Below are 13,949 nucleotides of genomic sequence, written 5' to 3'. Positions count from 1 at the left end.
TACTACTGATCCAGAGAGTGGCTATTACGTGAAGGACGAGCGAACAAAGCAGTTTGCATACTCATTTCATGCGGCTTCTGATCGCAAGGGTTTTGTTTTAGGAGCGATTGTTACGCCAGGGAACATCCATGATAGTGCCATCTTCGAACCACTAATGGAAAAGGTAATTGAGAACCATGGAAAACCTGAAGCTGTTGCTGCTGACGCTGGATATAAAACACCTGCTATTGCCCAATACCTATTTGAAAATGATATGAAACCCGCTTTACCATATACTCGCCCTCGCACGAAGGACGGATATATGAAAAAACATGAATATGTATATGATGAACACTACGATTGTTATATTTGTCCGCAAGGACAAATACTGAAATATGCAACAACGACCAAAGAAGGTTATCGTCAATACTTCTCTAATCCGACTCAGTGTAAAACTTGTCCTTTGCTGTCAGAGTGTACTCAGAGTAAGGAACATAAAAAACTCATTCAGCGGCATGTGTGGGAGAACTACTTGGAAGAAGCCGATCATCTTCGTCATACACAAGAGAATAAAAGCATTTACGCAAGACGTAAAGAAACGATCGAACGTGTCTTTGCAGATGCTAAAGAAAAGCATGGTATGCGTTGGACAACCCTAAGGGGCATAAAAAAATTGTTCATGCAAGCGATGCTTACTTTTGCATCCATGAATTTTAAGAAGATGGCCAGCTGGACATGGAAAAGTCCAGAAATGGTGTAAAATGGACCTCCGGAGAGGTCCGTTCTAAGATATAAAAAGCATAAAAAGGACAAAAGGCATCAGAATGTTCACATTCGGATGCCTTTTGTCTACACTCTGAAGCGAATCATTTAGATTCGCTTTTAGAAATAAGGAAATTTATCATATAATCACTCCACCAAACGAAACCTATAAAGTTGATATTTGGTCCCCAAGGGATGCAGGAAATTTGCCTGCTTTCCTTTTTCTTTAGGTCAATATTTCCATCAAACTAAGGACAAGCCATTTCATCAACTTTCTGTCATATCAAAGCGTTAGTAACATTTTACCTCGATTGTGGAAGGAAGATATATTAAGCATGTAGTAGATCAGTATAATGGTTATGCTACAGAAGTTGAAAAAAGTTAGGAATAGACCGCTCGGTGATTTTTTCGGAAGCTGAAGAAGAAGGAGAATGTGCTGGCGGCAATTACAAGCCTAAAGTTTATTGATTATGTAAATGAAAATAGACTACCTGTTTTCCTTTAAGTTGGAGAAAAGGTAGTCTATTCTTTCTTGTTGAATTCTATTTATCTGCTTTAACTGGGGTTTCAGATGTATTGTTTGCCTTGTCGGTTGCAGTTACAATTAGATTCAAACCTTGGGTATTAATAGCAAAGCTAAAATGACCTTGTGAGTCTGCTGTTCCGCTAGTAAGGACATCACCTTTCGTACCGCCAGCATTTTGTTGATAAACAACAATGCTTGCCCCTGGTTCTGCAGATCCTGAAACAGTTATCATTCTATCTTGGCCATTACCTATATAAGAAGCAGTAACTGCTGCTAAGCTAGGCGCTGTTTTATCAACGGTAAACGACACAGTTGTTTGATTTCCAGCTGCGTCTCTTACAACAAGGGTATGAAACCCTTCAGAAGTAATAGTTGTTCCAAGAAGGAATGTATTTCCGTTTAAAGTTGCTGTTCCTTCGTTGGAAGAAGGAGTTACGTTAACATTGTAGTACTGATTGTTAACTACACCACTTACTTTAGGTGCTGTTTTATCAATGGTAAATGATACAGTTGTTGAATTACCAACTCCATCGGTAACAATTAAGGTATAGCTGCCTTCCGCTGAAACCTTTGTTCCAGAAGTAAATGGCTGGCCGTTTAGAGTGGCGGTTCCCTTATTAAATGTAGGAGTGACATCCGTATTATAAGCTGATCCATTAATGATGCCGCTTACGGTCGGCGGTGTTTTCACAATGTTGGATACTTTTACTGTTTTTCTCGTTACGTTTCCAGCTAAATCTGTAGCAACAAATTCAAACTCCCCATTCGAAGTGAACTTGTGAGATGTAGTGTTTAATGTTCCTTCTTCATTCATAGATACTGTAACGACAACATCTCCGTTGGTTGGATCTGTATTGTAAGGATCAACAGTGATGACAGGAGCCGTTTTATCAATATTTGTGATAGTAACCGGATGGATTGTTTCATTGCCTGCTGCATCGGTTGCAACAAAGTTAAAAGTACCGTTTTCAGTGAATGTATGGCTTGTTGTATTCAAGGTGCCTTCATTAGTTGAAGCGGTAACAATTACATCCTGGTTGGTCGGATTAGTATTATAATCTAATACTGTAATGACAGGGGCCACTTTATCGATGTTATCGATGGTCACTTTCGTTGTTGTTACATTGCCTGCAAGGTCAGTCGCAACGAACTCAAATTCATCATTTTTCGTGAAGGTATAGCTTTCTTGATTTAGTGTGCCAGGCTCATTCATGCTGACATTAACAGTAATGTCGTGATTCGTTGGGCTCTTTACATAATCGTTAACATTAATTTCTGGTGCAACCTTATCAATGTTAGAAATGGTTACAACCTTTTTTGTTATATTTCCTGCACGGTCCGTAGCAATGAATGTAAAATCGCCGTTTTCTGTGAAAGTATGACTTTGTGTATTTAAGGTGCCTTCCTCATCCATCGTTACTTCTACAGTAATATCTTGATTGGTCCAATTAGTATTATAAGGTCTCACTGTAATCTCAGGTGCTCTCTTATCAATGTTAGTAATTTGTACCGTGTGCCTTGTAATATTACCAGCGAGGTCAGTTGCTACGAATGTAAAGCTACCGTTTTCGGTGAAGGTATGACTTGTTTCATTAAGCGTTCCTTCTTCACTCATACTCGCAGTAACTGTTATATCTTGATTGGTCCAATCGGTTGAATAATCACCAGTCATAATTTCAGGAGCTACTTTGTCAATGTTCTGTACACTTACTTGAGCTGCTCCTGTATTTCCAGCTTTATCAACAAACATAAATTCATATGTTCCATTTTCTGTAAAGGTTATACTTGGAGAACCTTCATTATTAAGAATCGTTACCTCTTCACTAGGATCAATGGTCACAACTACATCTTGATTTGTAAGTTTAGTAGTTGAATAGTTTACAACAGCTGTAGGAGCCACTTTATCGATGGTTGCAACATTAACGTCTATGGTTCCTTTATTGCCAGCTGCATCAACGAAATTCAAATTCACCGTTTCATTTTCAGTAAAGGTAAGATTATACGTTAAATCTTCAACTTGAGTAAATGTAACTGTATCAGGTAAATTTAGATTCTCAAATATAACAGGCTCCGTAGTTGTAAGCGTTGCTGTTACATCTTGGTTTGTCCAATCAGTAGTTGAGTAAGTGAGTGAACCGACTGGAGCCTCTTTATCAATATTTTGGACTGACACAGGAACGGAACCAGGGTTCCCGGCTTTATCAACAAACTTTAATTCAAAGCTGCCATTTTCTGAAAAGGTTAGAGTGTTAGCATCTTTATCAAACTTTATTGTCTCAGGCAATTCATCAATATTAGTATATGTTACAGTATCATTAGGTGCTATAGTTGCTACCACGTCTGTATTAATGGGTGAGGTTGTGGAGTATGTTACCTTGGCCTCAGGAGCCACTTTATCAATATTATCAATAGTCACTGTTTTCTCAGATGTATTTCCAGCTTTATCCTTAGCTGTAAAGGTAAAGCTGCCATTTTCATCAAAGGTATGGCCGCGAGCATTCATAGTACCTTCTTCATTGATGCTTGCATTAACTGTAATGCTTTGATTCGTCCAATCTTTAGAGTAATCGGCAATAATGATGTCTGGTGGAGTTAAATCGACTGTTTGGGTTACTGGTTTTGCGAGAGTATGTACGGCACCGGCAGTTTTACCATTTTGGTAAACCGTATAAGCTTCAACCGTAATCGTTTCGTCCTTCTTTTGAGCCAGATTATCTGGATTTAAGTTGTACTCATATTCAAATGTCCAGGTAGTGTCATTCAATTTTATTATCTGGGCGTTTACTATTTTCCCATTTACTTTCAGTTCCAATTTTGGACCATCAATGACTACCTTACCACTTAACTTGACTGTACTTGCATTGTTAACTCTGGCAGGAATGGGATTTAAGGTAGTAATACCTGTTGTTTTTTCTAAATCTGTTCTCCCTGTTGAAGATGAAACATCTGCTTTTGCAGGGGTTGTTGTTGCAGCAAGGATGGTCGGTGCACTTGGACTTAGTACTAAGGTGCTTGCCAGAACGACAGAACCTAATTTTCTAACCTGTTTCTTTTTCATTTTTTGCTCTCCTCTTATTATATTAGTAATGTAAATAAGAGGGCCGGTTACACTAGTAGCTCCTTATAGCCCAAGTGTCCAGGTAAAGGCTATAATTCAACGCTTCCCTAATAAGACTGGATTAGAACCGTAATATAGGTTGTCCAGTTTTATGTAATCCCCGATGTTTTGACACATTTCGTGGCAACTTCGATATATCGAACATCGTTTTATGAGAATATTATAAAATAATCCAATGGTAATAGGTATTTATTCCCTTCGACAAACCTCCATAAGTTTTCGACAAAGTCGTAAAAAATGGTTCCGGTGCCTGTCACCACTCTAAAGTGGGAGAAAGAACTTCTACACAGAATCTCATTCGTGTCCATTTGGATCATATATTCAGAGAGTTTCAAGGAAAAAGCGTGTGGGTGAAAGTTAAGCGGAACAAAAGGTTGTGGAGAAGTATACTACACAAACTAATGGAACAGATTAATTCAATAGATGGTCAACCATATTTGCATGTAAAACGTGTTAATAATAAAGAACTACATAATGGTGATGGTTAAAATAGAACCCCTTGCAAATAGCAAATCCATATCAGGCGGAAGAGAGTTATATAAATATTTAAAGAGAAGGACGGGAGCCTTCTCTTTTAATGTTCATATGAAAATGTCTAGAGCTTTTTTAATTGAAACAATAGCTGCTTCAAATTTCTTAATCTTTTCCTCTAAAAGCATAGCTATGTAGCCTTCAACATATCCTTCGCCGCTTTCTGGTTCAGATTCCTCGATTATTGAATCATAACGTTCAATTGTAGCTCTCATTTCATCTATTCCCTCTACCAGGTAAGTAATCGCTTTTGTAAGTGATTCTTTAACGTTATCAGGATATAGCAAGAGCAACAATCCCTCTGCCTTGTCATCCAATGCGGCTAGGGATTCCATCGTAAATAAGGAATCTTCAAGAACATCGATCGCTGCTTTTGTGGTTCCGGTGCCTGTGGTCAAGCCCCCAATTTATAGACATATTTAAAATACGACATTATGCTATTTTTTGGTACTTACGATAGTAATCTTTAGGAGAAATGAATCGAGTTTTTGTTGGATTCGTTTCTCATTGTAATATCGAACAAATCTTTTTAAATCTTCCTCAAAGGAAGGAAGTTTTACTTCGTAGAAGCAAGGAAACTCTGTTTTAAGCTGAGAAAAGAAGCTTTCAATAACGGCGTTATCCCAACAGTTAGCTTTTCGGGACATACTAGGAGTGAACTTTAATTTCTTCACTAGTTTATTATGCTCGAAAGATCGGTAAAAGCTTCCTTGATCACTGTGGATTATAACGCCCTCTAATGATTTTAATTTTCTTCTTTTTTGAGCAGCTTCAATTGTAGCTTTAATAAGCTCTTTGTTTGGACTGGAGCTAACCTGTACAGCGAGTAATTCACGGTTAAATAAATCCATTAACGCTGAAATGTAATATTTCTTATCCTCCACCCAAACCTCAGTCATATCCGTCACCCATTTTTGATCTGGATGAGTGGCTTCGAAGTCTCTATTCAGGAGGTTTTCATAGACATAACCAGCAGCCTTTCCTTTGGATTCTTTGGTAGTCTTTGGACGTCGTACAGTTGCTTTGATATTTGATTCTCTCATAATGCGAGCTACTTTTTTATGGTTAACAAGCGTCCCCTTGGCAGATAAATACTTGGCAATTCGTTTTGCGCCGTAGGTGCCTTGGTGAAGAGAAAAGACCCTTTTTATCTTGGTCAGTAACTCACGGTCTTTAGCTGATACCTGAGCCTTTGGTCTTTTAAGATAGGAATAATAACCACTTGGAGAAACTCCCAGGACAGAACAAAGTAGGCGAACTGAATAATCCTTCCTCAAGTACGTAATAGCCTCAAATATCTTGCTTATTCGTTCTCCTTGAGAAAGGCCTGGAACTTTTTTAATATCTCATTCTCCAATTCTTTTTCTTTTAGTTTTTTCTCTAACGCTCTCACTTTTTGACTATTATTTTTAGATTGAGGCGATTGGTGTGAGTTAGGATTTTTAAGTCCGTCCTCGCCGTTCTCTTTATATAAATTAACCCCCCGGTTCACAGTATCACGGTGTAGGCCTAAATCGTCCGCCACTTCTATAACTGATTTCTTTCCTTCTAGAATTTGTTGTACTGCTTCTATTTTAATTTCGACACTTGTATGTTTTTTGGCCATTCTAGTTGTTCCCCTGAGATGCAGATATGTCGTGTTTTAATCTATACTATATGTCCATTATAAGGGGGTCAACCACTGTCACCGCCCGATATTTGTCGAAGATTGATAGGGTTTTATTTTATTAGAAAATGATAGAATAGAGTTGCAACTGAATATTGTGAGGGTGGCCGGTTGTTGATCATCTTTTCCTTTATTAAGGAAGGAGGTGATGTTTCCAGGAAACTTTTCTTGAAATTCTACGAGAGATTTTAAAAGGAATTTTGCGTGAAGTTAGTGCTTATTTCTTTCGGAAAAACGTTCTAGAAAACAAGAAAACCACCCTACGCCGTAAGCAAAAGGGTGGTTCGCTCAAATAACCAACTTTAACAACCATCACCCTAACGGTAGAGGTTGCATGGAGAAGTGTTAGCAGCACTTCTCTTTTTTATTATATGTCTATTATATACAAAAAAATTCCTAATTAAAAGTGATTCCGGTGGTGTCGGAGTTCCGGTGCCTGTCGCCACTCGAATTTTGTCAAAGGTTGATTAACTTTAGGAATCTTTTTTATAACCTTTTGAAGGATTTTAGTTGTTTCTGTAGAAATTTAATTGTAGAAACCTCATTTTTACTACTCTTCTTATTTTCTTTTAACCATCACCCCACATTTTTTCCTAATTATCTGAGTTCATTTCTATGACTTTTCAATTTGTTTTAGAGGAACAATTCAATATTTATTTGGAGGTTTTTTTATGACGGTTAAAGTTTCAAGTATCGGTCTAAAAGGACTGGAAGGATATCGTGTTCAAGTGGAAGTGAAGATTTCACCGGGTACAGAATCGATGGTGATTGTTGGCTTGCCAGATGCGTCGGTCAAGGAGTCCAGAGAAAGGGTGGTAGCTGCCATTAGTCACTTCAAGGTAGATGTCACAGATCAGAAGGTTGTTGTCAATCTATCGCCATCTGAACAGAAGAAAAATGGGCCGCTATTTGATTTAGCCATAGCGATTGCTGTTTTAAAGGAACTGAATGTGATAAAATGTAAAATTCCGAATGAAGCAGTCTTTATTGGTGCTTTATCACTTGATGGGGTCATTGTAAAAGCCGAAGGGATGCTGCCGGCATTGATATCCGCAAAGAACCTTGGAGTAAAAAAAGTTTACCTCCCGTATGATCCGACAATACCGTTTAATATGATAGAAGACTTGGAATGTATTGTTGTTCAACATATTGAAGAAGTAGTACAGCAAATTGACGGACAAGAACTTCTGCCATTACTGCCTATATTTACTTCGAACGAGCAAATGCCTCTTTTCTCTAGCCCCCCACTAAAAGATTTCTGTCATGTAATTGGCCATACACAAGCGAAAAGAGCACTAGAAATCGCCGCTGCGGGTGAACACAATGTTCTAATGAGCGGACCACCGGGATGCGGAAAAAGCTTGCTGGCAGAGACCTTTCCTTCGATATTACCGGCCTTAACTAACCAGGCACAGCTAGAGGTGTTAAGCCTTTATCAACTCGCGGGGGAAAGACGAAACCTATATTCTCATGCACCATATAGACATCCACATCATTCCGCCTCTTCGGTTTCCATTATTGGAGGTGGATCAACACCACGGCCTGGGGAAATTTCACTTGCTCATCATGGTGTATTGTTTCTAGATGAAATAGCCGAATTCACCAAGAAAACCATTGATATGCTCAGACAGCCCCTTGAAACCGGACAAGTAACCATTAGCAGAGCCCATTCAACAGTGACTTATCCTTCATCATTTATCCTTATTGGCGCGATGAATCCTTGCCCATGCGGGTACCTCGGATCTAATCATCATTACTGTACATGTACAGAAAAGCAAGTTCAAACCTATCGAAACAGATTATCAGGACCGGTGTATGATCGGATTGATATTCTATTATCGCTGCAATCGATAAACTTAAATCAGCCAACCAAGCATCAAGAGTCCTCGAGTGAAATTCGAAAGCGGATAGAAGAAGCCAGATCGCTTCAGTATTTACGCTATCAAACTGAAATTTCAAATGCTAGAGTCCCATTTGAAGTCTTAACAGACACAAGTCCATTAACTAGTGACCAGCAAAAAATGATTACAAATGTGGCCGTAAAGCAAAACTGGAGCAATCGGGTTCAAATCAAAATTGTTCGACTTGCTAGAACGATTGCCGATTTAGCCGGCGAGGATAAAATATCTGATATCTCTTTTTGGGAAGCTATGAAATTAAGAAGATGGGGCCAACATAAAAAGCATTCTGTGGCAAGGGAAACGTAGATGTCACGTCAGAAAAGAATATGGATACCAAACCGCTTTTATCACATCATCTGCCGGGGGAATCGCCGCGATCCTCTATTTCGAAATTCAACTGATTTTAATGCATTCTTTCATATCCTGGATCAGTTACATGAAAAAACTCCTTTTGAAATGGCCACCTATTGTTTAATGACCAACCATTATCACTTGCAAATCCGCTCACCAGAAATGCCCTTCTCAAAACTCATGTCCCTTATTAACAAACGATATGCCAATTACTATAATACAAAGTACTGTTTAACAGGGCATGTATTTGAAAAACGTTATTATGATAAAATCATAGACGACAAAGAAGGTATGCTAGAAGTCAGCCGCTACATACATCTCAATCCAGTTGAAGCAAAAATGGTCAGGAAACCGGAATATTATCCGTGGAGCAGCTACTATTTATTTCAGCAACCGGGGGCGGTTCAACCTTGTTTTATGAACATCAATAGTATATTAGATTACTACGAAGGGACAACAAATTAAAAAAAGAGAAGTACTGCCAATCCATATTAATTTCTGTTTAAGTTAAGAGACCATGGGGACGATTCTAGTGGGTTGACACTAACCTCTTCAAAACCAGGCGAACCGTCCCTATGGAGTCATTTTTTAGGTTTATTTGCCTTTTTAAGTATTTCTTCTAAGATGCCACGTTCCTGAATTTCCACAAATAATTCATCAGGGTTCATTTCAAGGTTTATTGCAATATTTACGAAGGTTTCTAAACTAGGTAAACTCTTACCTGTTTCTATGTAACTCATGGAATTCCTTCCGATATTGCATCGAAATGCCAATTCCTCCTGTGAGAGCCTTCTAGAACGCCTTAAATCCTCTATTAATTTGCCAAATTTTACAGTGCCATTATTCAAGGGGATTCTCCTTTTTACCCCATTAGATAATGAGTAAGGAGAATGAACCACGTAGTATACTAGACAAAAGTTTGACAAAGGAAACAATTTTGCTCAATGCTTACTAATTTAGAGTTTGTCATAGGTGTAAGTGGTGTTCCAATTTCAGGAAACCTAAAGTAGATGCCCATTTATAGGTATCTGCTTAATCGCTGATACTTGGAATGTATTCCTTTTGTAGTTTTCGATGCTTCGAGTATCTAGAAACTCGATAATTCTTTGAGCTTGAATTCTACCCAAGCATTCAATCACTTTCACGATCATTTTCCAATTCCATAATAAATTCAGATGCTTTCATACCAAGGCCGAAAGCTATGGCTACAATGGTATTTAGACCAGGGTGCTGATGACCTCGTTCGAGTATACTAATAAATGACCGATTTAAAGAGCTGCGCCCCGCAAGTTCCTCTTGTGAAATGCTCAGGTTTTTTCTCAATCTTTTTAATACCATTCCATAATTCTTCAAAACATCTCTCCTCATTTAATTGATGTGGTCCAGCCTTCTTATTTAATCCTGGCTTTTCTCATCTTCTAAAACGCCAAAGTTATATTTACCTGCTTTCTCTTTGATCAACTGGTTGTTGTCTTTCGCAAGATAAAAGGTAATCGGATTTTGGTTAGTGCCTCTTTCAATCGAAAGGCGCTTTAATTGATTAGCCGACTGTATTTTGCTGTTAAAGTTAGGTAATTTTGAATCTAATAATATGGAATGGCCATTGCTAAATTCAACGATTGTCTTTTTACCGACTGCTTTGGTTTTGACAATATGTTCTGGGTTGAACCAGATGCATTCCTTTTTAAATGGTGATTTGTTTGGAAAGAGATAAATTCCTTGATAGGGATTCACCATGATTGGACACTTAACTTTTTTATTAAGGAGAAATTTCGCTCCTGCCATAGCCCCTCTTAAATCAAAGCCTATGTTTTTTAATGTATCGTCTAAAATTTTTAATGGACTTCTATCCACTAGAAAAGATGATTTTCCTGCCATGGCCCTCGTACACAGCTTCCCATATTGGTCATATTCACCCATCATTAGAATCATTTTCTGATCAATAAAATAGTTTTTAATAAAAATGGTTCTCCACTCCTTAATTGCTATCAATTTGATTTTAGCTGTTCTGGTGTGGATTCTAGAAGAATATACTCTGAAGTTTAAAACATTCCTACTTACCTCCCTTGCGATTGCATCGATTTAAAAATATTTCTTATTTGTGAGGAAATCTGCTTATATACCGTATTAGGACTGAAATCAATTTTGATTATATGTAAGCGGTTACCTTACAAATCTATTAAATAGCAACTGGGACTTTTTGACTATCTACTATAGTTAACATAAATTGCAAAATTCGAGAAAATAGTGACGAAAATGCGACAATTTTTTTATGTGTCTTTGGATAAAACTCCTTATTGAATAATAGCTATTCATAAACTAATCAATCGTTTGATTGAAAATATAATGGACGGATTTTGTCGAATTTCGGTAATGCAAGAAATTTAGGCTTTAATCGCTTCACTTGCTTTTTATTCTGTAGAAAACATATCAAATTTTTCATAGAGATCCTCATAATAACGCTGGAAAAACTTATTGTTCGAAACTCCATAAAAATAGGCGATAGGATTTTTGACGTCTCGGTTGAACTTTAATTTCCGTATCAACTGTTTAAAGGATTCGATTGCGACTTCCAGAACTCGGTCTGTTTCCTTTTCACTATTATTTTGGTAGGCAGCAATCTGTGTCATTCGCCAATACTCTTCAATCATCTTTGCTTCTGGAAAGAAGTAGTTTACCAGCTTTACAAAAGGCTGTGGAACTCGATCACTAACATAGGTAGCATCTAATGTTGACGGTTCTTTCTTACGTTTATTTATCTGTTGATTGCTTGTTTTTAAAAGATTACTAGTTTCATTATGGTGGTTCATTTTTTCCTCTTTGGGTGGTTCATTCGATGGAAAACGATTAAATTGATATAAGTTACTGGACTGTGAACCGTTTTTTCTTTCCGTTTCAAAGACGGAGATGATCCCCAATTCTGTTGCTTTCAAAACCATGCGTTTAAAGGTAGAGCGTGAAATGCCGTTATCATGATATTGTTCGTGAATCGCTTTTAAGATAGTCCCGATTTTGGCATTGCAAACACCAGGGATTTTGGCAGCAAAGCGCACGAGCCTCTTTAATCCGATCAATTCCCCTTTTGAGAATTCATCCTTGTGTTCTAATAACCACATTTCCATATGATGATTAAATTCCTGAAGAGAACTGAACTGCGAAAACTCCTTGAATCCTTCCAAATTACCAGATTTAATACCAACCATTCCATGACACCCTTTCATCGCTTTGTACAAGTTATCCTTTGTGCGGGGTTATTGTGAAAATCACCGCCATTTGCACTTCTACGATATCGGGTTTAGTTGAATGAATCGAATTGCCAAATTTCGTTTTTGAAGCCATTTTGGAGTCTAAACGTCAAAAAAAGCCTTCAAAAACGATTTTTGAAGGCATTTTTTGCATTTTTAGTTGTTTTTGCTATCAATTTATAAGGGATGAAGAGATTGTTTTTTAGCCAGTCGAAACTGAGCAAATAGGTTATATTTTGGTAGGAAATTTTGAAGGAGGATGCCTCATGCATCTGAATTTTATGTGATCATATCCCGAAAGGGATATTACTCTGATACTCATATTTTCTAAGCTACATTCATTCTCTGCTCAACTTGCGATTTATTTGGGAACTAGTCAAGAGAGGCAGTATTGATTGGGCACTATTCTAATTCAGTCACAACCCAGAGTTCCTTTTCAAAAAAAGACGCACTTCGATGTTCTTTTTATAGATTTAATGGAATAAAACCAGGATGGGGAGGGGCTGAAGGCAGTTTTAATTAAACGTTTGTGTAATGTTGAAAAAAGGGAAAGAAGTTGGAATTCTGTAAGTTAGAAAGAATGGAGTCGTTTTCTGGGGAATATTGTTCTTTTCTCTGAAAATGTCTAAAGATTTTCTCGACAAATATTTTTGAACAAAGCTGACTAAAACCCTCTCATAGCATTGCTTTCTTTCTATTTAATCAAACGATTATTTAGTATATCACATACGAAAAATGGTCGATATTTGCCCTTTTAAAAGGATAAGCCGGCAATATTGGGATAGGGATTCATTTTCATACATCTTTCAACAAATTTTTTATGCGTTTGGTAGCGAGGATACTTATGTTTCAAGGAATACAGTATTTCTAATCAAACGTTTAATTGAAAGGGAAAATAGGAGAGAATGGGCGAAGTTTGTCATTTAGAGACCATGGGGATGGTCTAGTGGTGGCATGAGCTTCATCAAAAACTATGAGAACCGTCCCTGAGGAGTTTCATTTGAATTACCAATGGATTAAGCCATATTGGGGGAAATTTTCATTTAACTAAGCACTTGTCCAATCAATTTTAATATCTAGTACATATGTTATTACTACACCAGACCAAAGACATTAAGTTTTACCTCCAAAGAACGTTTGCATTTAATGCAGACGTTTCTTGCATTCGTAAGAAAATGGATGAAATTGTCCCAAAAAGTAATGATTGTCCAACCCTTGCGTGCCTTGAGAAATATACATAGAGTGTGAGTGTTAACTACCGGATACTTTGTTTCGATTAGTGGTGTGGAAAATGGTTACTTCGGATACGGTGGTTATGGTTGGTGGTAGCAGCTTTGTATTAATTGTAGTATAAGTGTACTGTCACAGTAAAAATTAAAAGTAATCGAGTAATCCGGCTGCTCTTTTTTATGCTCATTTTTGACCTTGAAAATTTGCGTCATATGATCCAAGGACGCATTACTAACCTATTGGTCATTCAATAATTTATGCCTATGATAAGATGCTTTCATTAAAAACTTATTTCTTAAATTCTCGCACAAACAATCGTTTGCAAGCATTTTAAAATAGTTTTTTCTCCATTTATGCCATAGATTAAGCATCTAAGCACCCCATAACTATATTTATCTTTGAGTATAAGTTTTAATTGTTAAGTAGCAGTTACAGATAAATTAAGTTACTTTAAATATAGAGATCGAAATCATTTGTTATTGGAAAATGATTTAAATTTAAAAAAATTAATTAACTCTATTTTATGAGCAACTAATCCAATCCAATCCCTCATATTAGGTAAGTACTTTAAAATAGGTTCATTTTTTTGTAAAAATAATTTGTTATTTATATAAATTATGTAAAGTAGTTAAAGGGTTTG

General features: G+C 37.2%; 11 protein-coding genes and 1 riboswitch. Of the genes, 3 read left to right on the top strand and 8 right to left on the bottom strand.

The window, feature by feature from the left end:
- A partial coding sequence (locus ABES02_RS23620) for a transposase (protein ID WP_430140168.1) occupies window positions 1–739 on the top strand: 739 nt, incomplete at its 5' end.
- Window positions 740–1,283: 544 nt separating this feature from the next.
- On the opposite strand, the gene ABES02_RS23615 is transcribed toward ABES02_RS23620, so the two are convergent.
- The 4 genes from ABES02_RS23615 to ABES02_RS23600 all read right to left on the bottom strand — a co-directional run bounded on the left by ABES02_RS23615 (window position 1,284) and on the right by ABES02_RS23600 (window position 6,522).
- The gene (locus ABES02_RS23615) at window positions 1,284–4,325 is read right to left on the bottom strand and encodes an Ig-like domain-containing protein (protein ID WP_430140167.1); all 3,042 of its coding nucleotides are present in this window, start codon (window positions 4,323–4,325) and stop codon (window positions 1,284–1,286) included.
- Between the two features lie 32 nt (window positions 4,326–4,357).
- Window positions 4,358–4,441, bottom strand: a riboswitch (cyclic di-GMP riboswitch).
- 525 nt (window positions 4,442–4,966) lie between these two features.
- Window positions 4,967–5,314 (bottom strand): hypothetical protein, encoded by a 348-nt coding sequence (locus ABES02_RS23610; protein WP_430140166.1) that lies wholly within the window; start codon window positions 5,312–5,314, stop codon window positions 4,967–4,969.
- 39 nt (window positions 5,315–5,353) lie between these two features.
- A complete protein-coding gene (locus tag ABES02_RS23605) occupies window positions 5,354–6,214 on the bottom strand; it encodes an IS3 family transposase (RefSeq protein WP_430140170.1) in 861 nt (286 codons plus the stop codon).
- Between the two features lie 5 nt (window positions 6,215–6,219).
- On the bottom strand, window positions 6,220–6,522 hold the full coding sequence (locus tag ABES02_RS23600) for a transposase (protein ID WP_430140165.1): 303 nt from the start codon (window positions 6,520–6,522) through the stop codon (window positions 6,220–6,222).
- A gap of 731 nt (window positions 6,523–7,253) precedes the next feature.
- Here ABES02_RS23600 and ABES02_RS23595 point away from each other — a divergent pair.
- The gene (locus ABES02_RS23595; RefSeq protein WP_430140164.1) at window positions 7,254–8,789 is read left to right on the top strand and encodes a YifB family Mg chelatase-like AAA ATPase; all 1,536 of its coding nucleotides are present in this window, start codon (window positions 7,254–7,256) and stop codon (window positions 8,787–8,789) included.
- A complete protein-coding gene (locus ABES02_RS23590) occupies window positions 8,790–9,299 on the top strand; it encodes an REP-associated tyrosine transposase (protein ID WP_430140163.1) in 510 nt (169 codons plus the stop codon).
- A 116-nt stretch (window positions 9,300–9,415) separates the two neighbouring features.
- On the opposite strand, the gene ABES02_RS23585 is transcribed toward ABES02_RS23590, so the two are convergent.
- The 4 genes from ABES02_RS23585 to ABES02_RS23570 form a co-directional block, all read right to left on the bottom strand.
- The gene (locus ABES02_RS23585; RefSeq protein ID WP_430140162.1) at window positions 9,416–9,682 is read right to left on the bottom strand and encodes a helix-turn-helix domain-containing protein; all 267 of its coding nucleotides are present in this window, start codon (window positions 9,680–9,682) and stop codon (window positions 9,416–9,418) included.
- Between the two features lie 283 nt (window positions 9,683–9,965).
- Window positions 9,966–10,187, bottom strand: a complete 222-nt coding sequence (locus ABES02_RS23580) for a helix-turn-helix domain-containing protein (protein ID WP_430140161.1) — start codon at window positions 10,185–10,187, stop codon at window positions 9,966–9,968.
- A 42-nt stretch (window positions 10,188–10,229) separates the two neighbouring features.
- Window positions 10,230–10,826, bottom strand: coding sequence for a competence protein ComK (locus tag ABES02_RS23575; RefSeq protein WP_430140160.1), 597 nt, complete (start codon window positions 10,824–10,826; stop codon window positions 10,230–10,232).
- Window positions 10,827–11,245: 419 nt separating this feature from the next.
- Window positions 11,246–12,037 (bottom strand): hypothetical protein, encoded by a 792-nt coding sequence (locus tag ABES02_RS23570; RefSeq protein WP_430140159.1) that lies wholly within the window; start codon window positions 12,035–12,037, stop codon window positions 11,246–11,248.
- Between the last annotated feature and the right edge of the window lie 1,912 nt (window positions 12,038–13,949).

The sequence above is a fragment of the Neobacillus pocheonensis genome (genome assembly GCF_050477905.1).
In the GTDB taxonomy this organism is placed as follows: domain Bacteria; phylum Bacillota; class Bacilli; order Bacillales; family Cytobacillaceae; genus Neobacillus; species Neobacillus pocheonensis_A.
Note: the sequence above shows the minus strand (reverse complement) of the source record. Positions and strands in the feature narration are given on the sequence as shown.